Annotated in this window: 22 protein-coding genes; all 22 read right to left on the bottom strand. The window is 50.9% G+C overall.

Annotation, left to right across the window (positions count from 1 at the left end):
* Window positions 1–641 (bottom strand): trans-sulfuration enzyme family protein (locus tag ACI32D_RS07635; RefSeq protein WP_439775987.1); only part of this gene is annotated, 641 nt, incomplete at its 3' end.
* A gap of 155 nt (window positions 642–796) precedes the next feature.
* Window positions 797–1,513, bottom strand: a complete 717-nt coding sequence (locus tag ACI32D_RS07630) for an ABC transporter ATP-binding protein (protein WP_439775986.1) — start codon at window positions 1,511–1,513, stop codon at window positions 797–799.
* Complete coding sequence (locus tag ACI32D_RS07625; RefSeq protein ID WP_439775985.1) at window positions 1,506–2,282, bottom strand: ABC transporter ATP-binding protein; 777 nt, start codon at window positions 2,280–2,282, stop codon at window positions 1,506–1,508. The genes ACI32D_RS07630 and ACI32D_RS07625 overlap by 8 nt, the downstream gene beginning before the upstream one ends.
* 15 nt (window positions 2,283–2,297) lie before the next feature.
* On the bottom strand, window positions 2,298–3,272 hold the full coding sequence (locus tag ACI32D_RS07620; protein WP_439775984.1) for a branched-chain amino acid ABC transporter permease: 975 nt from the start codon (window positions 3,270–3,272) through the stop codon (window positions 2,298–2,300).
* Window positions 3,273–3,286: 14 nt separating this feature from the next.
* Entirely contained in the window at window positions 3,287–4,165 is an 879-nt protein-coding gene (locus tag ACI32D_RS07615) for a branched-chain amino acid ABC transporter permease (protein WP_439775983.1), read from the bottom strand.
* 62 nt (window positions 4,166–4,227) lie between these two features.
* A complete protein-coding gene (locus ACI32D_RS07610; RefSeq protein WP_439775982.1) occupies window positions 4,228–5,421 on the bottom strand; it encodes an ABC transporter substrate-binding protein in 1,194 nt (397 codons plus the stop codon).
* Between the two features lie 379 nt (window positions 5,422–5,800).
* On the bottom strand, window positions 5,801–7,066 hold the full coding sequence (purD, locus tag ACI32D_RS07605) for a phosphoribosylamine--glycine ligase (protein WP_439775981.1): 1,266 nt from the start codon (window positions 7,064–7,066) through the stop codon (window positions 5,801–5,803).
* A gap of 14 nt (window positions 7,067–7,080) precedes the next feature.
* Complete coding sequence (gene purH, locus ACI32D_RS07600) at window positions 7,081–8,622, bottom strand: bifunctional phosphoribosylaminoimidazolecarboxamide formyltransferase/IMP cyclohydrolase (RefSeq protein ID WP_439775980.1); 1,542 nt, start codon at window positions 8,620–8,622, stop codon at window positions 7,081–7,083.
* A complete protein-coding gene (purN, locus tag ACI32D_RS07595) occupies window positions 8,623–9,204 on the bottom strand; it encodes a phosphoribosylglycinamide formyltransferase (RefSeq protein WP_439775979.1) in 582 nt (193 codons plus the stop codon). It lies immediately after the preceding gene.
* A 9-nt stretch (window positions 9,205–9,213) separates the two neighbouring features.
* A complete protein-coding gene (gene purM / locus ACI32D_RS07590) occupies window positions 9,214–10,248 on the bottom strand; it encodes a phosphoribosylformylglycinamidine cyclo-ligase (protein ID WP_439775978.1) in 1,035 nt (344 codons plus the stop codon).
* 2 nt (window positions 10,249–10,250) lie between these two features.
* On the bottom strand, window positions 10,251–11,729 hold the full coding sequence (gene purF, locus ACI32D_RS07585) for an amidophosphoribosyltransferase (RefSeq protein ID WP_439775977.1): 1,479 nt from the start codon (window positions 11,727–11,729) through the stop codon (window positions 10,251–10,253).
* Entirely contained in the window at window positions 11,705–13,927 is a 2,223-nt protein-coding gene (purL, locus tag ACI32D_RS07580) for a phosphoribosylformylglycinamidine synthase subunit PurL (RefSeq protein WP_439775976.1), read from the bottom strand. Before purL ends, purF begins: the two co-directional genes overlap by 25 nt.
* Window positions 13,927–14,601: a phosphoribosylformylglycinamidine synthase subunit PurQ gene (purQ, locus tag ACI32D_RS07575; protein ID WP_439775975.1), complete on the bottom strand. Its 675-nt coding sequence runs from the start codon at window positions 14,599–14,601 to the stop codon at window positions 13,927–13,929. The genes purL and purQ overlap by 1 nt, the downstream gene beginning before the upstream one ends.
* Window positions 14,601–14,849: a phosphoribosylformylglycinamidine synthase subunit PurS gene (gene purS, locus ACI32D_RS07570; protein WP_050890377.1), complete on the bottom strand. Its 249-nt coding sequence runs from the start codon at window positions 14,847–14,849 to the stop codon at window positions 14,601–14,603. The genes purQ and purS overlap by 1 nt, the downstream gene beginning before the upstream one ends.
* A 4-nt stretch (window positions 14,850–14,853) precedes the next feature.
* Window positions 14,854–15,576, bottom strand: coding sequence for a phosphoribosylaminoimidazolesuccinocarboxamide synthase (purC, locus tag ACI32D_RS07565; protein ID WP_439775974.1), 723 nt, complete (start codon window positions 15,574–15,576; stop codon window positions 14,854–14,856).
* A 306-nt stretch (window positions 15,577–15,882) separates the two neighbouring features.
* A complete protein-coding gene (gene purB / locus ACI32D_RS07560; RefSeq protein WP_439775973.1) occupies window positions 15,883–17,178 on the bottom strand; it encodes an adenylosuccinate lyase in 1,296 nt (431 codons plus the stop codon).
* Between the two features lie 43 nt (window positions 17,179–17,221).
* The gene (gene purK, locus ACI32D_RS07555) at window positions 17,222–18,346 is read right to left on the bottom strand and encodes a 5-(carboxyamino)imidazole ribonucleotide synthase (RefSeq protein ID WP_439775972.1); all 1,125 of its coding nucleotides are present in this window, start codon (window positions 18,344–18,346) and stop codon (window positions 17,222–17,224) included.
* Window positions 18,336–18,803, bottom strand: a complete 468-nt coding sequence (gene purE / locus ACI32D_RS07550) for a 5-(carboxyamino)imidazole ribonucleotide mutase (RefSeq protein WP_004560842.1) — start codon at window positions 18,801–18,803, stop codon at window positions 18,336–18,338. Before purE ends, purK begins: the two co-directional genes overlap by 11 nt.
* A gap of 182 nt (window positions 18,804–18,985) precedes the next feature.
* Window positions 18,986–19,240, bottom strand: a complete 255-nt coding sequence (locus ACI32D_RS07545; protein ID WP_439775971.1) for a DUF2087 domain-containing protein — start codon at window positions 19,238–19,240, stop codon at window positions 18,986–18,988.
* Window positions 19,241–20,455, bottom strand: a complete 1,215-nt coding sequence (locus tag ACI32D_RS07540) for an MFS transporter (protein ID WP_439775970.1) — start codon at window positions 20,453–20,455, stop codon at window positions 19,241–19,243.
* Between the two features lie 249 nt (window positions 20,456–20,704).
* Complete coding sequence (locus tag ACI32D_RS07535) at window positions 20,705–22,294, bottom strand: hypothetical protein (RefSeq protein ID WP_439775969.1); 1,590 nt, start codon at window positions 22,292–22,294, stop codon at window positions 20,705–20,707.
* A gap of 30 nt (window positions 22,295–22,324) precedes the next feature.
* The gene (locus tag ACI32D_RS07530; RefSeq protein ID WP_439775968.1) at window positions 22,325–24,127 is read right to left on the bottom strand and encodes a hypothetical protein; all 1,803 of its coding nucleotides are present in this window, start codon (window positions 24,125–24,127) and stop codon (window positions 22,325–22,327) included.
* Window positions 24,128–24,190 lie beyond the last annotated feature (63 nt).

Raw genomic sequence — 24,190 nt, 5'->3', positions numbered from 1 at the left:
GCTCCCTTGGCAATCACGGCCCCGGCACTAACGTCGGAGTGTCCGGCCAGGTACTTGGTCGCGCTGTGCACGACCAGGTCAGCACCGTATTCAAGCGGCCGCAAAAGATAAGGACTGAGGAAAGTGTTGTCGGTAATGGCCAGAATGCCGTGCTCATGAGCCAATTTGGCAATTCCCTCAACCGGGGTCACCTGCAAGAGCGGGTTGGTCACCGGTTCAAAGTAGATTGCCTTGGTATTAGGCTGGATCGCTTTTTCCACTGCCGCCAAATCCCTGGTGTCAACCGCCGTGAAATCCAAGCCCCGGTCTTTGAAGTACTGGTAGACAATCCGGAAGGTGCCCCCATAGATCTGATCACCGATGACGATATGGTCCCCTGCTTCAAAAATCGCCAAAGCCGCGTGAATCGCTGCCATCCCGCTGGCAAAAACAAAGGCCCGGTCACCGCCCTCTAAGCTGGCCAGTTGCTCTTCAACGGCATTTCTGGTTGGATTGCCCGACCGGGAATAGTCATACTTTACTGCCGCCCCGATCTTTGGGTAGGCAAAAGTTGTTGCCTTGTAAACCGGCACGGCCACGGCTCCTGTTTGATTGTCGTCTTGCCTTGGCTGGTGAACCAGCCGCGTGTTAAATCCCGCCATCTTTTTCCTCCTTTTTGTATTAAGCCTAATCTCATTATCAGAATTTTCTTTAATCTAAGCTTAATTATACCCGAAGGAGCCGGCTTTTCCTAGAAACGAAAATTGAAGAAAAAAATAACCTCCGAAATTAGGATCCTAATTTCAGAGGTCATTTTTTAACCACCAAGGTAGGCTTTTTGCACGGCCGGGTCGCTGAGCAGGTCCTGCCCACTGCCGGTCATCTTGACTTCACCTGAAGCCAAAACGTAGCCCCGGTTGGCAATGCTGAGGGCTTGCCGAGCATTCTGCTCGATCAAGAGGACAGTCATGCCTTCCTTGTTGATGCTTTTAATAATGTCAAAAATTTCTTGAATGTAGATTGGCGCCAAACCCATGGAGGGTTCATCCAGCAAGAGCAGCTTTGGCCGCGCCATCAAGGCCCGGGCCATGGCCAACATCTGCTGTTCCCCACCAGAAAGAGTGGCGGCATCCTGCTTTAGCCGTTCCTTCAAGATTGGGAAACGTTTGAACATGGCTTCCATGTCCTTTTCTACCCCGTCTTTATCCTTTCTGAGGTAGGCGCCCAACTGCAGGTTTTCCTTAACCGTCATCCCGGCGAAAATCCGCCGGCCTTCTGGGACCTGGGAAATTCCGGCAGCTACGATCTTTGGCGCGGTCAATTTGGACAAGGACTGGCCCAAAAAGACAATGTCGCCGTCAGCCGGCTTCAAAAGACCAGAGATCGTCTTCAAAATGGTCGACTTGCCGGCCCCGTTGGCCCCGATCAAAGTCACGATCTCACCTTCCTTGATGTCAAAGCTGACGTCGCGGACGGCCTTGATTGCCCCGTAATTGACTGAGAGGTGGTCGACTTTCAAAATTTCTTTAGGCATCTGCTCCACCTCCGAGGTATGCGTTAATTACGGCTTCGTTGTTTTGAATTTCACTTGGCGTCCCCGTGGCCAGCAGCTTGCCTTCGGCCAAAACATAGATTCTTTCCGCCAGGTTCATGACCAGGGACATGTCGTGCTCGATCAAGAGGACGGCAATCCCGTATTCAGTTTGCAGGCGCTTGATCAGTCTGGTCAAGTCAGCCGTTTCTTCCGGGTTCATCCCGGCAGCTGGTTCATCCAAGCAGATGATCTTTGGGTCAGTTGCCAGGGCCCGGACAATTTCAACCTTCCGCTGGGTCCCATATGGGAGACTGCCAGCAGGGAAGTACATGACATCCTGCAGGTCAAAATCCTTCAGCAATTCCTTGGCCCGCTCTTCCATGGCATCTTCCGTCTTATAGTAAGCTGGAAGCCGAAGAACCGCCGTCAAGAAGTTTTCCTTGTAATGGTTGGTCAAGGCAATCAGCACGTTTTCCAAAACGGACAACTGGCTGAAGAGACGGATGTTCTGGAAGGTTCTGGAAATACCCATCTGCGCCACCTTGTAGGCCTTGGTATTTTTCTTCACTTCCTGGCCACCGATTTTGACCGTACCAGTGGTGGCTGGCGCCACCCCGGTCAGGCAGTTGAAGAAGGTGGTCTTCCCGGCACCGTTAGGACCGATCAAGGCAACCAGTTCTTTTTCGCCCACGTGCAGAGAAACATCGTCGACCGCGGTCAAACCGCCAAAGACTTTGGTGATGTGGTCCGCGCTTAAAGCTTCTGTCATTTCAGTTCCTCCTCACTACTTGCTTTCTTTTCCGGCTTCTTTCATGTCGCCGTCTTGCTTTTTAGTCAAAAGGCGCTTGAAAGAGAATTCCCACTTGCCAAACAGACCGCCTGGCTTGAAGATCATGATGATGATCAAAGCGACCGCGTAGAAGACCATCCGCAAAACGCCCAGGCTTTGCAGAGCCGCGTCCAAAACACCCAAGAGGGTAGTGGCCACGAAGGTCCCGGTGATGCTGCCCAGACCACCAAGAACCACGAAGATCAAAATGTTGATTGATTCCATGATCCCGAAGCTGGACGGAACGATTGTCTGCAGGTATGAAGCGTACAGGGAACCGGCAATAGCAGCTGTTGCTGCCCCTAAAACGAAGGCTGACAATTTCCACTTAGTCGTGTTGACCCCCATGGCTTCAGCCGCGATTTCGTTTTCCCGGATGGAAATAACCGCCCGGCCGTCCCGGCTGTGAATAAAGTTGACAGTCACGATCGTGGTCAAGCAGACAAAGATGTAAACCACGTCCCAGGTCGCGAACTGGGGAATGTTAAACAGACCAGCTGCCCCGTTGGTGATCTTCATGTTGTTGATCACGATTCTGATAATTTCCGCTGCCCCCATCGTCGCAATGGCGAAGTAGTCACCGTGCAGGCGCAGGGTCGGAATGCCGACCAAGAGGGCAACAACAATCGCGAGAACCACCCCGACCAGAATCGACAGGTAAAAGCCACCTGCCGAATTCATCGTCTGGGTCATGATCCCGGTGGCGTATGCCCCCAGGGCCATGAAGCCCGCGTGACCCAATGAGAATTGACCAGAAAAGCCGATGACCAGGTTCAACCCGACCGCCAGAATGATGTTGATCCCAATCGTTACCAGCATGTTTTCAATGAAGGTATTGATCACGCCGGTCAGCATCAAGGTGTTGATCAGGTAAAAACCTGCCACCATGAGGATCAGCCAGCAAAGATTGTATTTCCAGTTTTTCTTCATCTGACTTCTTCCTCCTAAACCTTTTCAACTTGCTTCTTGCCAAACAGACCGCCTGGCAGGACAAGCAGGATAACAATCAAAACGATGTAGACGGCTGCGTCTCTGAAGGCTGAGAAGCCCATGGCCTGGACGGCCGTTTCCAGAAGGCCAATCAAGAAGCCGCCGACAGCTGCCCCTGGGATGGACCCGATCCCGCCGAGCACGGCGGCAACAAAGGCCTTGATCCCTGGCGTCATCCCCATCAGTGGGTCAATTGAGTTGTAGTACAAGCCGATCAAAACGCCGGCTGCCCCGGCCAGGGCGCTGCCCAGGGCGAAAGTAATAGAAACAGTATGGTTGATGTTAATCCCCATCAAGCTGGCTGCGTCGTAGTCAGTTGAAACTGACCGCATGGCCCGCCCGGTCTTGGTGTAGTTGATGATGTACATCAAACCCAGCATCAAAACTAAAGTAGTAACCAGGATGATCAGCTGAATGTTGGAAATCGTTACCCCGCCCAGGTCAAAAGTCTTCCGCTTGATGACCTGCGGGAAATTCCGCGTGTCTGAAGTTACCAGGTAGGACATCCCGTTTTCAAGGAAGAATGAAACACCAATGGCCGTAATCAAAGCAGCAACTCGGGGCGCGTTTCTCAGCGGCCGGTAGGCAACTGCTTCAATAATCACGCCGGCCAAGCCACAGACAATCATAGCCGTGATCAAGGCGGTGATAAAGCCAAAGTGCAGGTAGTTGATCGTGTAGTAACCCCAGTAAGCACCTAGCATGTAGACGTCCCCGTGAGCGAAGTTAAGCAGCTTTGAGATCCCGTAAACGATCATGTATCCCAAAGCCAGCAAAGCATAAATGCTGCCGAGGGAGAGCCCATTTATCAATTGCTGGAAAAATGTTTGCAAGTTTAAAACCTCCTTGACTTGCCTGTGGCATTACCGGCTAAATTATCAAATCCAAAAATTAATTACTTAACCGTGTAAGCCTTTGATACCTTGCCGTTGGTCATTTGTTCAACAACGACTGACTTTTGCGGGTTGTGCTTGGAGTCCATAGTGATGTTCCCAGTTACGCCCTTGAAGTTCTTCAGGTTTGCCAGGCCCTTTTGGATAGCGCTTGAAGATACTTCGCCTTCGTTCTTGGCAGCGTCGACGATCATGTAAACTGAGTCGTAAGCCAGGGAGCTGAAGGTTGCCGGTTCTTCACCGTACTTAGCCTTGTAAGCCTTCAGGAACTTAACAACTTCTGGTTCCTTGGACTTGGTTGAGAAGTGGGTAGTGTAGTAAACGTTGGTTGCGTTCTTGTTGCCGGCGATTTGGGCAAGCTTTGGTGAGCCCATGCCGTCAGCACCAACAACTGGAACGTTTAAGCCCATTTCCCGGGCCTGCTTGAGGACCAGACCGATTTCAGTGTAGTAGCCTGGCAGGTAGATTGCTTCTGGCTTTTTACCCTTGATGGTAGTCAGGGTTGAGTTGAAGTCCTTGTCACCTGACTGGAAGTATTGAGTAGTGACGATCTTGCCGCCAAGCTTCTTGAATTCCTTGGTGAAGGACTTGGTCAGACCAGTACCGTAGTCGGTTGAGTTGTCAGCCATGATGGCCACGCTCTTCTTCTTTAAAGTGTTGTACATGAAGTCAGCAGCCTTCTTGCCTTGGAACGGGTCGATGAAGCAAGCACGGAAAGCGTACTTTTGCGTCTGCCCGCTCTTGGTTTGAGTGAATTCAGCAGCGGTTGCTGATGGACCAACCATTGGCACGCCCGCTTTGGTCAGGTTGGCGATTGAAGCAGTAGCGTAAGCCGTAGCTGCCGGGCCGACTTGGGCAACGATCTTGTCGCTGTTGGCCATTTGGGCAGCTACAGAAGCGGCAGTTGAAGTGGATGACTTGTTATCGCTGATATACAGCTTAACCTTATAAGTTTTGCCGCCGATCTTGACACCCTTCTTGTTGATTTCTTGAGCAGCTAAAGCAACCCCCTTCTTTTCTTGCTGGCCGTAGCTGGCAACTGAACCGGAAAGTTCCAGGTTGACCCCGATTCTGATCGTGTTGTCACTGGACTTGTTGCCGGCAGTTGAGCTGGTCTTGGCGGTTGCACAACCGGTCAGGGCTGCGGCGGACATCATGGTTGCGGCGGCTAAGCCGAAAGCTTTCTTAAATTTCATGACGGTTTCCCCATTTCAATCAAATATATTAGACTTCTGATTCTTGATTATCACTTAAACCTAAATTAAAAAGGTCTTCACTCATCTCGTGAGTGAAGACTCTTAATCCGGATCATTGAGCTCACTCACAAATGCAGACGAAGAAGAGCTCACACAGAGCTCTACATAATTTGCAAGAGAGTAATGACGGCAGCTGAGAACAGCATGGCATTATTCATTTGTTGACACATTTGATATTTCATAATTCTCAGCTCCTTTTAATTTTAAGTTGCTTTTATTTTATTTAACTTTTGTCTTAATGTCAAGCTCATTTATCATTTTTGTTTAATTTTTGTTTTTAGGCAACAGAAAAAGGAGCCAATGGCTCCTTTTTCTAGCTTTAAAACTTCTTGCCGGTTGCCCGGTAGCCGATATCGCGCCGGTAGAAAGTCTGCGGGATATCCAGCTTGGCCAAGTAGGCATAAACGTGCTCTTGCGCTTCTTTTAAGTCAGCAGCTTCTGCCCGGACCATCAAGATCCGGCCGCCGCTGCCAGCCAAATCGTCAGCTGGGCCGGTTACGTTGGCATAGTCAACGTAAATACCCTCTTCTGCTGGCAATTGGCCTAGTTTTTGCCCCTTAAGTGGCTTTTTCGGATAGCCTTCAGCGGCCAAAATGACGCCAAGGACTGCCTCATCCTTTTCTTCAACGGCTGGCATTTCCTCGTCATTCACGTTGGCATCAACCAGTTCAGCAAAGTCGCTCTTCAAGCGTGGCAATACAACTTCCGTTTCCGGGTCGCCAAGACGGACGTTGTATTCGATCATCTTCGGCCCCTGCTTGGTCATCATGAGGCCCAGGTACAAAACGCCGTGGTAGTCATAGCCGCCTGCAAGAAGGCCCTTGGCCGTTGGCTCAACCAACTGGTCAACGATTTCTTGGTATTCAGCCTGGCTCAATTGCGGAACCGGGCTGTATGACCCCATCCCGCCAGTGTTTGGCCCCTTATCGCCGTCATAGGCCCGCTTGTGGTCTTGAGCCAAGGGCAGGAGACGGTACTTGCCACCTTGCATGACGGCAAAGACGGAGTATTCAGGGCCAGTCAGGAATTCTTCAAGAACAACCTGCTTTTGACCCTTGGCAAACATTTCCGTCAAAGTACTTTCTGCCGTTTCCTGGTCTTCAGCAATAACCACGCCTTTCCCGCCAGCCAGGCCGTCTTCTTTCAAAACGACTGGCAGGCCAAAGTCTGGCAAGGCAGCGATGGCCTTTTCTGCTGTTTGGAAGGTTTCGTAGCGCGGGTGCGGCACCTGGTATTTTTCCATGAACTGCAGAGCATAGTCTTTTGAACCTTCCAACTGGGCTGCTCTGGCATTTGGCCCGAAGATTTTTAAGTCAAAAGCGTGGAAGTAGTCAACGATCCCGGCTACTAAGGCATCTTCTGGCCCGACAAAGGTCCAGGCAATATCTTCCTTAATAGCAAAGTCCTTCAAGGCCTTGAAATCATCTTCTGGAATGCCAGTGGCTTTAACGCCGATCGCGGCCATGCCGGAGTTGCCCGGAGCACAGAAGACTTCAGCAACGTGCGGGCTCTTCTTCAAAGCGCGGGCGACGGCGAATTCCCGGCCACCAGACCCGACTACCAAAATTTTCAGCTTGTCTTTCATTTTTATCAGCCCTTTTAGTGTCTAAAGTGACGAACGCCGGTGAAGACCATGGCAATGCCATACTTGTTGGCCATGTCGATGGATTCCTGGTCACGGACAGACCCGCCTGGCTGCACGATTGCCTTGATGCCGTGCTTGCCGGCGTATTCAACGCAGTCACTGAATGGGAAGAAGGCGTCGCTAGCAATGACTGACCGGTCATCCAAGGCTTCTGCCGCGTGGTCGATGGCAATCTTTTCAGAGTCGATCCGGTTTGGCTGGCCGGCGCCAACGCCCAGAGTCCGTTCGTTGTTGGCCACGACGATGGCGTTGGACTTGGTGTGCTTGACGGCCTTCCAGGCAAAGAGGAGAGTTTCCAGCTGTTCTTGCGTTGGCTTAGCTTCAGTTACGCATTCCCAGTCAGCGAAGTCTTCGTCCAGAACGTCCTGGTCTTGCACCAGCAAACCGCCCATGACGGAAACAGTTTCCTTGCGGGTTGCTTCATCCTTCTTGCTGAAGTCCAGCTTGAGAATCCGCAGGTTCTTCTTCTTGGTCTTCAGAGCTGCCAACGCATCTTCATCATAGTCTGGCGCGATGATGATTTCCAGGAAGATCTTGTGCATCTTTTCAGCAGTTGCCAGGTCAACCTTCCGGTTCAAGGCAATTACCCCGCCAAAAATTGATACAGGGTCAGCTTCGTATGCCCGGTCCCAGGCTTCTTCCAAACTTTCCCCTTGGCCGATCCCGCATGGGTTCATGTGCTTCATGGCTACGACAGTCGGCTTGCTGAATTCGCGGACACATCTCAAGGCTTCATCAGCGTCTTTGATGTTGTTGTAGGACAGCTGCTTGCCGTTTAATTGTTCAGCCTGCAGAACTGAGAAGGCCTTTGGCAGGGCATCTTCGTAGAGCCAGGCCTTTTGGTGGCTGTTTTCCCCATAGCGCATGGCTTCCTTTAAATCGTAAGTCAAAGTCAGCTTTTCCGGGGCAGTTTCGCCGGCCTTTTCAGTCAAGTATTGGGAGATCAAGGCATCGTATGAAGCAGTCAGGCGGAAGGCCTTGGCCGCCAACTTAGCCCGGGTTTCCAAGCTGGTAGAGCCGTCTTTTTCAATTTCAGCCAAAACCTGGTCATAGTCGGCCTGGTCAACGACAATAGTTACGTCACGGTAGTTCTTAGAAGCTGACCGCACCATGCTTGGGCCGCCGATATCAATGTTTTCAATGGCCTCGGCCAGGGTCACGTCAGGCTTTTCAATGGTTTGCTTGAATGGGTAAAGGTTAACGCAAACCAGGTCGATTGGCGTAATCTTGTGTTCCTTCAAGGTTGCCACGTGCTCAGGCAATTCCCGCCGGGCCAGGAGGCCGCCGTGGATGTAGGGGTTCAAGGTCTTAACCCGGCCGTCAAGGATTTCCGGGAAGCCAGTCACGTCCTCAACTGAAATGGTTGGGATGCCGGCTTCGTCCAAAACGCGCTTGGTACCACCAGTTGACACGATTTCGTAATCATTGGCTACCAGGCCCTTGACAAAAGGAACCAGGTTGGTCTTGTCTGAAACACTTACAAGTGCACGCTTCATTTATTTGTTCTCCTCTTCAAATTTCAGCAAAGCTTTTCTTAAGGCTTCCGGATACAGGTGGTGTTCACATTCGTGAATTCTTGCTTCCAGAGTATCAACCGTGTCGTCATCGTAAATGGGCACGTGCTTTTGAGCAATAGCCGGACCAGAGTCCAGGCCAGAGTCGATATAGTGAACCGTTACCCCAGTTTCAGCCGGGTGGTCGGCAAAGGCCCGTTCAATTGAGTGCAGGCCGGGGTAAGCCGGCAAATATGCCGGGTGGAGGTTGACGATTCTGCCTTCATATTCGTTCAAAATCGTTGGCCCGATTACCCGCATGTAGCCAGCCAGGGCAATAAAGTCGATCTGGTAATCCTGCAGAACCTGGAGGATCTTTTCTTCGTACTTTTGCTTGCCGCCGCAGGACTTGACCGTAAAGGTCACTACCGGGGTGTGGAATTTTTCTGCCCGCTTGATCACCGGAGCGTCCGGGTGGTCACAAAAGAGCAGGGCAAGTTCGCCGGGCAGGTCGCCCTTTTGAAAATATTCGGCCAGAACTTCATAGTTGGTTCCGTTGCCGGATGCAAAAATTGCTACTTTCATCGCTGCCACCTATTTGATAATGATCTTTTCGCCGTCAGTTCTCTGGCTCAAGCGGCCAACTTCAAAGACCTTTTCGCCGCTTTCCAAAAGCAGCCGCTTGGCCTCTTCCTTCTTGTCAGCTGGAACTGCCAGAATCATCCCCAGGCCCATGTTGAAGGTCTGCCAGCAGTCATCATCTGACAAATTGCCAACTTGCTTGAGGTAGTTGAAGACATCTGGAACTTCCCAGCTGCCAGCGGTAATTTCTGCCACCAGGCCGTCATTAAACATCCGCGGCACGTTTTCAATGAGGCCGCCCCCCGTAATGTGGGCCACGCCGTGGACCAGGCCTTGCTTGATCAAAGGCAGGACAGACTTGATATAGATTCTGGTCGGAGCCAGCAGGCTTTCACCCACGCTCTTGCCCTTTAATTCAGCTGGCGTGTCAGTCAGCTTGACGTCATGGTCCTTAAAGAGAATCTTGCGGACCAGTGAAAAGCCGTTGGAGTGAACCCCGCTTGAAGCCAGGCCCAAGAGAACGTCCCCAGCTTGCGGAGTGTCAACTGACAAAAGGCGGTCTTTTTCCGCTACCCCAACCGTAAAGCCGGCCAGGTCATATTCATCTGGCGCGTACATGTCTGGCATTTCCGCGGTTTCCCCGCCGATCAAGCTGGCGCCTGCCTGCTTGCAGCCTTCAGCCACGCCTTGGACAACTGAAGCCAGGAGGGCTGGATCGTTGTGCCCGCAGGCGATGTAGTCCAGGAAGAAAAGCGGTTCTGCCCCTTGAGCCAGGACATCGTTGACGCACATGGCTACGACGTCAATACCGACAGTGTCATTTTTGTCCATCTTTTGGGCAATCATCAGCTTGGTACCGACACCATCAGTCCCGGAAACCAGGACCGGGTGGTCATAGCCTAGGGAATCAAGGTCAAACAGGCCGCCAAAGCCGCCGATATTGCCAACGTAACCCGGCCGCTTGGTTGAGGCTACCGCCCCCTTGATCCGCCGTACCAATTCATAGCCGGCATTGACGTCAACGCCTGCATCCTTATAGCGATTCACGATCATTCACCTCTGTTTTGCTTCTTTAAAATTTCTTCGACCGGTTCAACGTCCAGTGGTTCCTTGATTTGGTTTTCGTAGTCGTACAAAGGAGTCGGGTACTTGCCGTCAAAGTAGGCTACAGTTAAACCACCATTTGGCGCGTCGCCGGCATCTGGCATGTCAACCGCCTTGATCAGGCTTGGAATGCTTAAAAAGCCCAGGCTGTCAGCCCCGATCAGCTTGCACATGTCGCTGACGCTGTATTTGGCCGCCATCAAGTCTTTTCTTTCAGAAATGTCGATCCCGTAGAAGTGCGGGTACTTGAAAGGCGGAGAAGCAATCCGCATGTGCACCGACTTGGCGCCGGCTTCTTTCAGCATCTGCACGATCTGCCGGGAAGTCGTCCCGCGGACGATTGAGTCGTCAACGACCACGATATTCTTGCCGCTGACCACCCCGCGGACCGGAGCCAGCTTCATTTTAACCCCCTGCTCACGCAGAGCCTGGGTTGGCTGGATGAAGGTCCGGGCAATGTACTGGTTCTTGATCAAACCCATTTCATAAGGCAATCCAGCTGCTTCAGCATAACCAGTCGCTGCTGAGAGTGAGGAGTTTGGAACACCAATGACCATGTCGGCATCTTCTGGAGCTGGCTGTTCTTTGGCCAGCAGCATCCCCATCCGCTTTCTGGCGGTGTGGATGTTGACCCCGTGGATGATGGAGTCCGGCCGGGCAAAGTAGATGTATTCCATTGAGCAGACGGCCAGCTGGGTTTCAGTCGTATAGTGGTCGATCTTGATCCCGTCTTTGTTGATGATAATAAGCTCACCTGGCTGCACGTCCCGGACCAGCTTGGCGTGTACCGCGTCAAGGGCGCAGGATTCGCTGGCCACGACATAGCTGCCATTGTCCATCTGGCCTAAAACCAGCGGTCGGAAGCCGTTAGGGTCAAGGGCTGCATAAAGGGTGTCATTAGTCATCAAGAGGAAGGCAAAGCCCCCCTTGACCTCGTTCAAGCTGGCCTTCAAGGCTTCAATAAACGGCATGCGAACCTTGCGCCGAATCAAGTGGATCAAGACTTCCGTATCCGAGCTTGACTGGAAGACTGACCCGGAATCTTCCAGGCGCTTTTTCAAAGTCTGGGCGTTGGTCAAGTTCCCATTGTGGCAAAGAGCGATTTCCCCGTCCTGGAAGTGGAAAAGGAAGGGCTGGACATTGGCCAGGGAATCTGAACCGGCAGTACCGTAACGGACGTGGCCGATAGCCATGTTCCCCTTCAAAAAGTCCAGGTCAGCTGGGTTGGAGAAAACTTCTGACAAGAGACCGCGGTCCCGGAACTGACGGAGCTTCTGCCCGTCACTGGCCACGATCCCGGCCCCCTGCTGGCCCCGGTGCTGGAGGGCATGGAGACCGAAGTAGGTCACGTTAGCCGCGTCAGGAACGTTGTAGATCCCGAAAACGCCGCATTCTTCGTTTAATCCTTTGATTTCATAAGGCATGGCAGGGCTTCCTCCCAAATTTGCTTCAATTCAGCTACCGGTAAGTCAGCTGCTTGGTCCTTCAAAGTCAGCTTCAAGCTGTCGCCAGCAGTTTGGCCGAGCTTGACCGCGTCGCCGGCCAAAGCAGCAGCGAATTCAGCTGAGTATTCGCTTGGCACGCTGACCAGGAAGCGGCCTGGAGTTTCGCTGAAAAGTTCAGCACTGGTCAAGTCGCAGGCAACTTCTGCCCCGATGCCGTGGCCAAAGCTGCTTTCAGCCAGGCTGACCGCCAGGCCGCCTTCGCTTAAGTCGTGGGCACTGGCTACGTGGCCGGCTTCCATTTGGGCCAAGAGCCGCTTTTGGTAGCCCTTAATGTGGTCCAAGTCCAAATCGTTCAAAGAGCCGGAGATTTCCCCAGTCAGCATCTTTTGCAGTTCTGAACCGGCGTAGTCTGCCCCGGTTTGGCCAACCAGGTAAAGGTCGTCGCCCTCTTCCTGGAAGCTGTCTCTGACCAGGTGGTCCAGGTTCTTGACCAGACCGACCATGCCGACCATTGGCGTTGGGTAGATGGACTTGTCGTCAGTTTCGTTGTACAGGGAAACGTTCCCGGAAACAACTGGAGTTTCCAGAACTTCGCAGGCCTTGGCAATCCCCATGACTGAGTGGTGAAGTTCCCAGAAGACTTCTGGTTCGTTCGGGTTCCCGAAGTTCAAGCAGTCAGTGATGGCCAGAGGTTCTGCCCCGCTGGCGATGATGTTGCTTGCAGCTTCAACAACGGCCCGCTTGCCCCCGATTTCCGGATCCAGGTAGATGAAACGGCCATTGCCGTCAGTGGTCATGGCAATCCCCTTGTGGGTGCCGCGGACCCGCAAAACGCCGCTATCTTCACCAGGCCCTACAACCGTACTGGTTCTAACCATGGAGTCGTAAGTCTGGGTGAACATTTCCTTAGAAGCGATGGTTGGCTGGGCCAGCATCTGCTTGAAAGTCTTGGCCAAATCAGTAATCTCTGGTTCCCAGGCAGGCTTAGCCGCGTCATCGATCATGTGCTGCGGCTGCTTTTCTTCGCTTGGCTCTTCCAAAACGTCTTCAGTCAGGCTGGTTACCGGGATGTCGCAGACTACTTCGCCGTGGTGGCGCAAAACGTAGTTGTGGCCGCTGGTAATCCGGCCGATAACAACGGCGTCAAGGTCGTAGAAGTCAAAAATCTTCTTAACGTCTTCTTCGTGGCCCTTCTTAACGCAAAGCAGCATTCTTTCCTGGGATTCGCTCAGCATGATTTCGTAAGCAGACATCCCGCTTTCTCTTTGCGGTACCTGGTCCAGGTTCAGTTCCATGCCGGACTTGCCTTCTGAAGCCATTTCTGAACTTGAGGAAACGATCCCGGCTGCCCCCATGTCCTGGATGCCGACCAGCCAGTCAGCGTGCTTTTGGGTCAATTCTAGGCAGGCTTCAAGCAGCAGCTTTTCCATAAACGGGTCGCCGACTTGAACGGCTGAACGTTGGCTTTCGTGTTCTGAGTCAAATGAGTGAGAAGCAAAGGTTGCCCCGTGGATCCCGTCACGGCCTGTCTTAGCCCCGACGTACATCACGGCGTTGCCTTCACCTTGTGCCAGGCCCTTTTGCATGTCCTTGACGTCCAACAGGCCGACGCTCATGGCGTTCATGACTGGGTTGCCCTTGTAGATGTCGTCAAAAGTGAGTTCACCGCCGACAGTTGGAATGCCCATGCAGTTGCCGTAGCCGCCGATACCGGCTACAGTTTCGTTTAAGAGCCAGCGGGTGTGGGCGTCATCTAATTCACCAAAGTGCAGAGAGTCCAAAGTTGCAACTGGCCGCGCCCCCATGCTGAAGACGTCACGGAGAATCCCGCCGACGCCAGTAGCTGCCCCTTGGTAAGGTTCAACGGCAGTTGGGTGGTTGTGGCTTTCAGCCTTGAAAACAACTGCTTGGCCGTCGCCAATGTCAACTACCCCTGCCCCTTCACCAGGCCCTTGCAAAATGCGCGGGCCCTTGGTCGGGAAGAGACGGAGAACAGGCTTAGACTTCTTGTATGAGCAGTGTTCGCTCCACATGGCTGAGAAAAGGCCGGTTTCAGTGTAGTTTGGCAAGCGGTGCAAAAGCTTGTCACAGATGTAGTCGTATTCTTCTTCAGACAAGCTCCAATCGAGATAAGGCTTCTTTTCTTTGATTTCTTCTGGAGTCATTTCCTGCATCATTACGCTTTTACCTCCGCGTGGTCCAAAATTGACTTAAACAGGCGCAAGCCGTCGGTGTTGCCCAAGAGGGCTTCGACTGCCCGTTCCGGGTGAGGCATCATCCCTAAGACATTGCCTCTTTCGTTGGTGATCCCGGCAATATTGTTCAAAGAGCCGTTCGGGTTTTCCTTTGAGTAGCGGAAAACGACCTGGCCATTGTCTTCAATCTTCTGCAAGGTTTCCGGGTCGGCGTAGAAGGAGCCGTCAGCGTGCGCAATCGGCAGGTTGATCTTCTCGCCCTTTTGGTATTCGGAAGTAAAAATGGTGTCGTTGTTGACTACTTCCAGTTCAACCGTCTTGCAGACAAACTTCAAAGAGTCATTTCTCTTCAAGGCCCCTGGCAAAAGGCCAGCTTCAGTCAAGATCTGGAAACCGTTGCAGGTCCCGAAAACTGGCTTGCCAGCCTTGGCCATTTCGACAATGGCTGGCATGATGTTGGTAAAGCGGGCAATAGCACCGGCTCTCAAGTAGTCCCCGTATGAAAAGCCCCCTGGCAGCATGACAGCATCAAAGCCGTCCAGGCTGCTTTCCTTTGAAGGAACGTAGGCCACGTCAGCGCCGCAAACCGTGTGCAGGGCTTCGTAGAGGTCGATGTCGCAGTTTGAGCCCGGGAATTGGATTACCGCAAACTTCATTATTTTTCCTCCAAGATCTTGTAGCTGTAGGTTTCCATATTGAAGTTAACCAGCAGCTCTTCAGAGATTTCCTTAACAGTTTCAGCTACAGGCTTGTCCTTTTCTTCAATAGTTACGTCGAAGAACTTGCCGACCTTGACTGCCTTGACTTCATCGTGGCCCAAAGAGTGAATTGAGTTGGTGATGGCTTCACCTTGCGGGTCGAAAACTGATTGCTTGTAAGTAACGTAAATCCGTACAGTAGTCATTTGCTTAATCCTCCTTGGCCAAAGCATCCTTCAAACGGGCCAAAACTCTTTCGTAAACATCGATCAGGTTGCCGATTTGCCGGCGGTAAACATCCTTGTCCATGTGGTCCTTGGTTTCCATGTCCCACAGGCGGCAGTTGTCTGGTGAGAATTCGTCAGCCAGGACAACTTCGCCGTTTGGCAGGGTCCCGAATTCAACCTTGAAGTCAACCAGCAGCATGCCTGCTTCGGCAAACAGCTTGGTCAAAAGCTGGTTGACCTGGCGGGAGATTTCCCAGATCTGTTCATGTTCTTCATGAGTCAGCAGGTGGAAGGCAATGGCGTCTGATTCGTTCATCAGCGGGTCGTGCAGGGCGTCGCTCTTCATGAAGAGTTCTTCAACTGGGGTGTCCAGCTTCTCACCTTCTTCTTTCAAGCCATAACGCTTGCAGAATGATCCAGCCGCGATGTTCCGGGTAACGACTTCCAGGTCAATCATCTTGACCTTCTTGACCAATTGTTCGTTTTTAGACAGACGCTTGATAAAGTGCGTCTTAACCCCATGCTTCATCAAATATTCGAAAACCAGACTGGAAATTTCCGCGTCAAGTTCGCCCTTGTTTTGGAAGACGTCGTGCTTCAAGCCGTCCAACGCGGTAGCGTCATCCTTGTAAACAGCGCGGAGCACTTCTGGATCGTCAGTGGTCCACATTTCCTTAGTCTTACCCTGATAAAGCAATTCTGCCATTTTTTACCCTCCGATTAACACGAACTATAATAATGTAAACAGGAATTACTATTCGTAATTTCTTTCTTGAACTAAGGATAACAACTTAAAAAAGTTTGGTCAAGAGATTAGCGAACATTTTTAGCTAATGTTCCGCTTACAAACGGAAACAATCTCATTCTTTTTGGACATAATCTTAAAATAAAAGAGATATCAGAGAAAAGCCGAACAAAAAAGCGGCTCATTTTATGAGTCGCTTTTGATTATCTAAATTTCTCTATTCTTTTTATATTGCGGATCGCACTAAAAATTATTGTCTTTTTACACTTATTCCAAACCCAGCCGCTTGTAGATATCGTCGACGTGGCGCAGGTGCCAGTGGTAGTCGAAGGCATCATCAAGATCAGCCTTAGTCAGTTGCTTTTGAATGGTTGGGTCTGCTTCAAGCAGAGGGCGGAATGGAACTTGTTCAGCCCAGCACTTGGCCGTATATGGCTGGATCAAGTCGTAGGCAGCTTCCCGGCTCATACCGCTTTCAACCAGCTTGAGCAGAACACGGCCGGAGTAGATCAAGCCCAAAGTCTTGTCCATGTTCTTCTTCATGGTTTCCGGGAAGACGTCCAGGTTGGCCAGGATCTTGCCCATCCGGTTGAGCATGTAGTCAAGACCAATGGTGCTGTCTGGCAGGATTACCCGTTCAGCACCTGAGTGGGAAATGTCTCTTTCGTGCCAGAGGGTTACGTCTTCGTAGGCAGTTACGACATTGCCACGGAGAACTCTGGCCATCCCGCAGATGTTTTCTGAACCGATCGGGTTGCGCTTGTGCGGCATAGCAGAAGAACCCTTTTGCCCCTTGGCGAAGTGTTCTTCAACTTCATGGATTTCCGTTCTTTGCAAAGAACGGATTTCAGTAGCGATGTTTTCCAAAGAAGTTGCGACCAGGGCGATGGCGGCAATGTATTCTGCGTGCAGGTCACGTGGCAGGACCTGGGTTGAAATTTCCTGAGCGCGCAAACCCAGCTTCTTGCAGACATATGCTTCAACTTCCGGGTCAACCTCAGCGAAAGTGCCGACGGCACCGGAGATCTTGCCGGCTTCCACCCCGCGGGCAGCGTGTTCAAAGCGTTCTTGGTTCCGCTTCATTTCTGAGTACCAGCGGGCAAACTTCAAGCCAAAAGTAGTTGGTTCAGCGTGAATGCCGTGGGTGCGGCCCATGCAAACCGTGTCCTTGAATTCAAGGGCGCGCTTAGCCAGGATGTCGATGAAGTCCTGGATGTCCTTGCGGAGGATGTCGTTAGCCTGCTTTAATTGGTAGCCCTGGGCAGTGTCAACCACGTCAGTACTGGTCAAGCCGTAGTGCACCCACTTCTTTTCCGGCCCCAATGATTCAGAAACGGTCCGGGTGAAGGCGATGACGTCGTGGTGGGTCACGGCTTCAATTTCGTTGATGCGGTCAACGCTGAACTTGGCGTTTTTCTTGATCTTTTCCACGTCTTCTGCCGGAATGTGGCCAAGTTTGGACCAAGCTTCGTCAGCAGCGATTTCTACTGCCAGCCAGCATTCATACTTCTTTTCATCAGTCCAAATGGCACCCATTTCTGGTCGGGTATAGCGTTCAATCATTTATTTTCCACCTTTAAAAAATCAACAATAATCTGCTTATTAATTATACATCCCAAACTTTGGTCGCGGCAATCTCAGCCAGGGTCTTGTCGACATCGTCGGTCAAGATCGTCACGTGCCCCATCTTCCGGTCTCTGCGGACTTCGCCCTTGCCATAGTCATGGAAGGACCACTGCGGCTTTTCAGCAATCAGCTTTTCGGTTCCGGCCACGTGCTGACCCAAAACATTGACCATGACGACCGGGCTGAGCAGCTTAATTTTTGGCAATGGCCAGTTGCAAATTGCCCGGTTGTGGACAGCAAACTGGGAAAAGTTGCAGGCTTCAATCGAGTAGTGACCGGAATTGTGCGGGCGGGGAGCTAGTTCGTTGATGACGATTTTGTCGTCCTTAGTGACGAACATTTCTACGCCTAAGATCCCGCGCAAGTCGATGGCTTCAGCGATCTTGACAGCAGCGTTCTGGGCCTCTTTGGCCAAGTCCGGTGAGATCCGGGCTGGCACGATGCTTTCATGCAGGATTTCGCCCTGGTTTATATTTTCGCTGACCGGGAAGACCGTGACTTGGCCATCGCAGTTGCGGCCGACCATGACAGAGGCTTCCATGCGGAAGTCGACGAATTTTTCCAAGATGCAGTCACCGCAGGCTAAAACGTCAGCAGTCTTGTCCAAGTCGGCATTTTCTTTCAAAACGACCTGGCCCTTGCCGTCATAGCCGCCTTCACAGGTCTTTAAAACAGCTGGCAGGCCGAGGCTGCTGACAGCAGCGTCCAGGTCAGCCCGGTTCTTGACTGCTCTGAACTTGGCCACTTCACAGCCGGCACTTTGGATAAAAGTCTTTTCCCGGATCCGGTTGTTGGTCGTGTAAAGGAGCTTGGTCCCCTGCGGGATAAAGACTTGGTCCTTGACGCTTTCCAGGGCATCCAGGTCCACGTTTTCAAATTCGTAGGTCAAGACGTCGCTTCGCCGGGCCAGTTCATGGATAGCATCGATATCACTGTATTCAGCCACGATCTGGTCGTCAGCGGCTTGGCCAGCCGGGCAAGCCGGAGTTGGGTCCAGGATGATGACCTTCATTCCGCTGGCCTTGGCATCAAAAGCCAGCATTTGCCCTAATTGTCCCCCGCCAATAATGCCGATAGTTTGGCCGGGCTTGATTTTAATAGACAAGGTCTGCACTGCTTTCTTTAGCTTGATCGTGCATTTCCTTGCGGTAGTCCACGATCTTTTGCTGGAGTTCTTTGTCTTCGATGCCTAAGATCTGCATGGCTAAAAGAGCCGCGTTTTTGGCGCCGGCCGGGCCGATGGCGGTCGTCGCTACAGGGATGCCGGCTGGCATTTGGACGATGGAAAGAAGGGAGTCCATCCCGCCTAAAGCGCTGGTCTTGGCCGGGCAGCCAATTACCGGCAAGGGAGTGTTGGCGGCAATCATGCCTGGCAGGTGGGCAGCCCCGCCAGCACCAGCGATGATCACCTTAGTGCCGTTCTCGGCCGCCTTTTGGGCAAAAGCGAACATTTCTTCCGGCATTCTGTGTGCTGAAATAACCTGCTTGTCGTAGTCAACCCCGAACTTGTCGAGCAGCTTGCAAGCTTCCTGCATATAGCCCCAGTCTGACTTGGAGCCCATTACAACACTGATTCTACTAGTCACGATTATTCCTCCTGTCTGCTTTCCCTTAGGATAACAGAAAACTAAACTTTTTTAAAGAGAAAGATGAACTATTTACCAAGAGTTTCTTATTAACATTCGTTTTTAGTTAAAAAGTCGTAAGAAAAAAGACCACCAGAGGTGGTCTTAATGCCATAAAATCAATCTTCCTTTTCTGCCCGCCAGTAATGATGGCCATAAGGGTCCCGCTCCAAGCGGCCCGTGTCAACCAAGTAGCGGCGCAAAATAGCGTAGTCATCATAGACTGCCGCCAAAACTTCATTGACTTCCTTTTCAGTATAATCCCGGCCAAATTCAAATCGGTCAATCAAAGCATCAAACAAGGCATCTTTCGCCCTTTGCTTGCGGGGAATGACCTGTAGACGGCCATCCTTGAAAAATCCTGTAATCTCCATTTAAATTTCCTCAACTTCCAACTTTTTACTCTGCATGCCAAAAATTGCTAGCAAAAAGATCAGCAAACCGACAGCAGCCAGACTAACCCAGGCAAAGCCGATGCCATAGTGGTCTGACAAAAAGCCGTTAATTGCCAAAACCACGACTTCGGCGCCCGCGTCCAAGGCATTGGCAACAGACATAATAGTCGCCCGGCGGTTCTCTGTTTGGATCGTCGTTTGCAAAACAATCCCGCCCAGCATATTTTCTAAACTGCCAAACATGGTATGGAGCATGAACAAGACGAGAGACCCATAATACCAGTTTTTCAACCCAACCACGCCAAGCAAAGTAGCAGCCATCATAACCGTGCTGACAACAATCAAGCGGGTCTGTCCTCTATTAGACAGCGGCTTTTTGGACACATAGCGGTTGTAAAGGGAAATCGCCAGCATCCCGGACAAACTCATCAAGATAGAAATCGTCCCAGAATTGACGGTCTTGCCTCTTTGAAAGTACATCTGCCACTGGTCAAGCGGGCCGGCTGAAATAATTGCCACGGGAAGCAGAAGCAAGATCCAGGCAAAAGTCTTCTGTTCTTGCTTGACCGTAAATTTTACATCGGCAACCAGGTTCAGCTTCGGCATCCCTTCTTCCGCCTCAGCCAGGTTTTGGCTGTCATATTTTAAGAGTGGGATGATGGTCAAACTGGTCGCGAGCAAAAAGGCTGCCCCGATAAGCAAAGGCAGGTCCAGGCGGATATTGCCTAAAATATTAGCCCCAACGAAGGTGGCAGCCATGGTCAAGGGCGTGCCGATAATACTGTAGCCAGAGAAAATAGCGCCCAGCTGGTCTTTTTCACCATGCTCAACGGCCTTGTTGGCAATCCAGGAAGTCATGGTGCCCGATTGCAAGGAATCCCCCAAAGCGGTCGAGACCCCGCTGACCGTCAACCACAATAAGTTCATGGGGCTGAGTGCCAAAATTATCAAACCTACAGCTCTGAAGATCCCGCTGGCCATTATGGTTTTCAGATATCCGAATTTGTCAGCAATGTAGCCAGAAGGTATTTCGGCAAAGAAGGTGACCAGCCAGAAAATCTCTAAGAATAGATTGATCTGGCTGTAGCTGTAGCCATTGTGCCGCATAAATAGGTAGATCGTTCCGCTCCATAGCGAGGTCCCGATCGTATACAAGATGCTAACGTAGTAAAAAATATATTTGTATTTCTTCATGTCTTCTCCAATAGTTGATTTGTCTCCCTAAATATTTATTTTTTCTGATTAAATACACCTCTTAAATTTACCATCTTTCTAAAAAAAGTCCATCATTTTCTTCACTTTTTGCTAATGTTGAACAGATTTCTTGGTGGAAAATCCACTATTTATAGTCTTTAGCCTATTATTTTCAGATTAAAAAAGCGCTAGGCAGATGTTTCTGCTTAGCGCTTATTAACAAAGAAATTTATTCATTAACCGACCGACTTATTTCGCCATGTTCGAGTCGAAAACTTCTGCCCGCTTGTTCATGGCTATATAGATCTTCGATTTGTAAGAAGCCAGACCCTCTACTTCCCGTTTGGCATTGAAGTGGTAGTAGTTGACCAGGTTGCCTTTGGCATCGATCTTGAACAGGTAATCGTTAAAGGCAATGTAATAGCACTTGTGAGCAACGTTATAAGTAAAACCCTGCACCTGGCTGGAGTTGGAAATCAAGTCACCATTAGTGGCGGCTGCTTCCTTAACCTTGAAGCTGCTACCTGTCCGGGTGATCTTCCAAATTTCAAAGCGGTGCTTGGACTTGCTATGGAACAAGGCCAGCATGGTATTGTCGTCAATCACGTCCGCGTTTAAGAAGTAGCGGTTGTTTTTCCGCTCGCCATTGCTTACGGCAAAAGTCCAGATCCGCTTGATCTGCATGTCTTTCTTATCGACTTGCAAAAGCTCGTTTGACCGCAGTTTCTTGGTATGGTTCCAGTTAGCCAGTTCATAGATGTAGCGTGACGTAGACCCAACAGACTGACCATGGCCGAGTTTGATGTAGGGACTGATCTTGATGCTCTTGACGTAATTCTTCCAAAGCTGGTAATTCAAGGTATTGGTTGGAATATACTGCAGGGCATACTTTGGCACCTGGTTTAAGTGGTAAAGCACCATGTGGCCCCGGGCTCCGTCCATAGACGATTCAGGCCCGCCATAATAATTGGTCGTGACCATGTCCTGGCCATATACATCCAAACCCTGGACATTGCCCCGGACATTGGTTTCCTGGCTGCCTTCCAGCAGGCTAAATGAATTTGGCTCATAAAACTTGGTAGTCAATTTGGCCGTCTTCTTGCCATGCTTGTCAGTCCCCACGTAAGTGTGCGGAGCGACTTGGGCATTGTAGTTGCCTCTAAAAGCCAGCTGGCTTGGAAACCAGGTCTTGCCAACATTGCCGCCCTTGCCCAACTTGGCATCGGCCTTAGAAATGCCCTCTTTGGCATCGCTTCTAACCGTTACCGTGACCTTCCCGCTGGCCTTGCCGTAGCGGTAAGTTACTACGTAGCGGCCTGGCTTTTTCTCAGAAATCCGGTCAGCTGACCGCTTCACAGAGTTAACGTCAACTACGCTGCCGTGCTTGTCTGTCACGTAGTTGATGGCATCAGTCGTCACAAAGCCGTTGGTATCCAATTTATTATTGACCAGGCTGACACTCTTAACCAAAGACATCTTGCTTCTGGCAAAAGCCCGCTCGCTGACATAGCCGACTCCCCGCCCATCAACATAGACATAGTAATACCGTCTGCCCCGGACGAGCTTGTAAGATTTGGACTGGACGTGAGCCAGCTTGAATTCCTTGCTGCTGGCCATTTTCTTGCCAAACTTCCAGACCAGCTTGGTCTTTTTCTTCTTGCCCTTGCCAGTCTTGACTTTTACCTGACTTAAGCTGGAATAGATCCCGTAGTTTTTCTTCCCGTCGATCACCTTGGTCGACAGCTGTTCACTCGCGGCCGCAACTGGCTGACCAGCTTCAAAGAAACAAGCAACTGCCATAATTGCGGCTGAAAAGGCCAGTACCTTCTTCAAATTCATTCCTCTTATACTCACAATCATTAAACTCAACTATTTTGTAATATGATCCACTTTCAAAGTTTCCGTCGGATGGTTCAAGTTGACGTAGAGCTCACCCTTGTAGCTGCCCAAACCTTCAAACTCCCGGCCTGTGTCAAACTTGTAGTAATTCAAAAGCTTACCGGCATCCGTTCCGCCATCTAAGCCTGCCCCGATCTTAAAGAGGTAGTCGTTAAAGGCAATGTAGTAAACGTCATATGCACTGTCCCAGACAAAGCCCTGAACTTCAGCGGAATTGCTGATGAGGTCGCTGCCGGTTGCCCCAACTTCCTTGGCCTTGAAGCTGTCGCCAGTTCTGGAAATCTTCCAGTATTCATAGCGGTGCTTAGAAGCATTGTGGAAGAGAGCAATCAAGGTATTGTCGTCAATCACGTCCGCGTTAAGGAAAATCCGCGGGTACTTGGCTGACCCGTTCCAAACCTTGAAAGTCCAGATCTTGTCAATTTCCATGGTTGACTTCTTGACCCGGATCAGTTCCTGGGAGTTAGACCAGTTGTTGGACCGGTTCCAGTTGGCCAAAACGTAAACGTACTTCTTGGTGCTGCCGACTGACTGGCCATGGCCCAGCTTCATGTATGGGCTGACCTTGACGTTCTTGATGTAGCTCAGCCAAGTGTTGAAGCTCAGCATCTTGCTTGGAATCAGCTGCCAGTTGTACTTTCTGACTCCCCGCATGTTGTAGTAAACCATGTGGCCTCTGGCTTCCCGGTTGTCTGCCTGGCCTAAGTCAAGGTTGCTGGTCACCAGGTCATTATCATAAAAATCAATCCCTTGAACGGCACTGGATACCTTGGCCTCCAGGTTGCTTGAACCTGGCGCGCTCAAAACTGCTGGATGATAGAAGATGGTTTCAATATCCGCGCCTTTGGTGTTGCCAGACATGTTGGTCGCCCAGTATTTGTGGGCACTGGAAACCGCGTCTTCAGAAGTAATAGTTGAAGACGAGGATATGCTGGCCCCGTCACTGGCTGACCAGGTCTTGATCTCTGGCAAGTCAGTTTTAACCGGCGTTACATTGGCGGAACTGATCCCTTCTTTTGCATCCCCCCGCACCGTCAGCTTGCTGGTTGCCTTTGCCTTGCCATACTTGAAGGTCAAAACTGCTGTCCCGGCCTTCTTGCTGGAAACATAGCCAGTATCAGAAATATTCAATTTAGCAGACTTGCAACTGATCTCAACTGAATCATTGTCAACCAGGCTGCCGTGCTTGTCAGTTACATAGTTAATCGCGTCTTCAGCATTAAAGCCAACCGAGTCAGACGGGTTGTTGACCAGGCTGACCTTAGAGACCACATTAGCCTTAGAAAGGGCAAAAGCCTTCTCATTCACGTAGCCGACTGGCCGGCCATCAACGTAGATGTAGTAGTAGCGCTTGCCGCCTTTGACCTTGTAGGACTTGGACTGGACATGAGAATATCTGAAGTCAGAAGAAGCCGTCAATTTCTTGCCAAACTTCCACTCCTTCTTCTTTACGTTCTTGTAATCAGTCTTGGTCACCCACTTGTACTTGACCTGCTTGACTGTCTTGTACTTGGTCTTTCCCTTCTTCTTATAGGCGACCTTCTTCTTAACCGTGTACTTCTTCTTTTCCTTGGTCTTTGTCTTGACCTTCTTAGTTACCTCTTCCAGTTTGAGCGAGGAATAGACCTGGTAGCTCTTATCCCCCATGATCTTGGTCACAAGATCGGTCTTCGTGCTCTTACTGTAGTCTTTACTGCTGCTTGCTTGCACCTGACTAGCCAGACCGACCATCAAAGCCGCGCTGGTCATCATGCCCAGGGCAAAACGTCTCATCAAACTCTTCCCGAATCATAAAACTTACTAAATCTTGATAATCACATCAGTATTGGTAAGTTT

The sequence above is a fragment of the Lactobacillus sp. genome (assembly GCF_051873315.1).
GTDB lineage: Bacteria > Bacillota > Bacilli > Lactobacillales > Lactobacillaceae > Lactobacillus.
The sequence above is the reverse complement of the archived record's forward strand: the minus strand, read 5'-3'. Positions and strand labels throughout refer to the sequence as shown.

Bases quoted from the DNA above. Each gene is read 5' to 3' on its own strand.
- ACI32D_RS07630 (WP_439775986.1), bottom strand. From the start codon at position 1,513: ATGCCTAAAGAAATTTTGAAAGTCGACCACCTCTCAGTCAATTACGGG.
- ACI32D_RS07625 (WP_439775985.1), bottom strand. From the start codon at position 2,282: ATGACAGAAGCTTTAAGCGCGGACCACATCACCAAAGTCTTTGGCGGT.
- ACI32D_RS07620 (WP_439775984.1), bottom strand. From the start codon at position 3,272: ATGAAGAAAAACTGGAAATACAATCTTTGCTGGCTGATCCTCATGGTG.
- ACI32D_RS07610 (WP_439775982.1), bottom strand. From the start codon at position 5,421: ATGAAATTTAAGAAAGCTTTCGGCTTAGCCGCCGCAACCATGATGTCC.
- purD (WP_439775981.1), bottom strand. From the start codon at position 7,066: ATGAAAGACAAGCTGAAAATTTTGGTAGTCGGGTCTGGTGGCCGGGAA.
- purH (WP_439775980.1), bottom strand. From the start codon at position 8,622: ATGAAGCGTGCACTTGTAAGTGTTTCAGACAAGACCAACCTGGTTCCT.
- purN (WP_439775979.1), bottom strand. From the start codon at position 9,204: ATGAAAGTAGCAATTTTTGCATCCGGCAACGGAACCAACTATGAAGTT.
- purF (WP_439775977.1), bottom strand. From the start codon at position 11,729: ATGCCTTATGAAATCAAAGGATTAAACGAAGAATGCGGCGTTTTCGGG.
- purL (WP_439775976.1), bottom strand. From the start codon at position 13,927: ATGATGCAGGAAATGACTCCAGAAGAAATCAAAGAAAAGAAGCCTTAT.
- purQ (WP_439775975.1), bottom strand. From the start codon at position 14,601: ATGAAGTTTGCGGTAATCCAATTCCCGGGCTCAAACTGCGACATCGAC.
- purS (WP_050890377.1), bottom strand. From the start codon at position 14,849: ATGACTACTGTACGGATTTACGTTACTTACAAGCAATCAGTTTTCGAC.
- purC (WP_439775974.1), bottom strand. From the start codon at position 15,576: ATGGCAGAATTGCTTTATCAGGGTAAGACTAAGGAAATGTGGACCACT.
- purB (WP_439775973.1), bottom strand. From the start codon at position 17,178: ATGATTGAACGCTATACCCGACCAGAAATGGGTGCCATTTGGACTGAT.
- purE (WP_004560842.1), bottom strand. From the start codon at position 18,803: ATGGGCTCCAAGTCAGACTGGGGCTATATGCAGGAAGCTTGCAAGCTG.
- ACI32D_RS07545 (WP_439775971.1), bottom strand. From the start codon at position 19,240: ATGGAGATTACAGGATTTTTCAAGGATGGCCGTCTACAGGTCATTCCC.
- ACI32D_RS07540 (WP_439775970.1), bottom strand. From the start codon at position 20,455: ATGAAGAAATACAAATATATTTTTTACTACGTTAGCATCTTGTATACG.
- ACI32D_RS07535 (WP_439775969.1), bottom strand. From the start codon at position 22,294: ATGAATTTGAAGAAGGTACTGGCCTTTTCAGCCGCAATTATGGCAGTT.
- ACI32D_RS07530 (WP_439775968.1), bottom strand. From the start codon at position 24,127: ATGAGACGTTTTGCCCTGGGCATGATGACCAGCGCGGCTTTGATGGTC.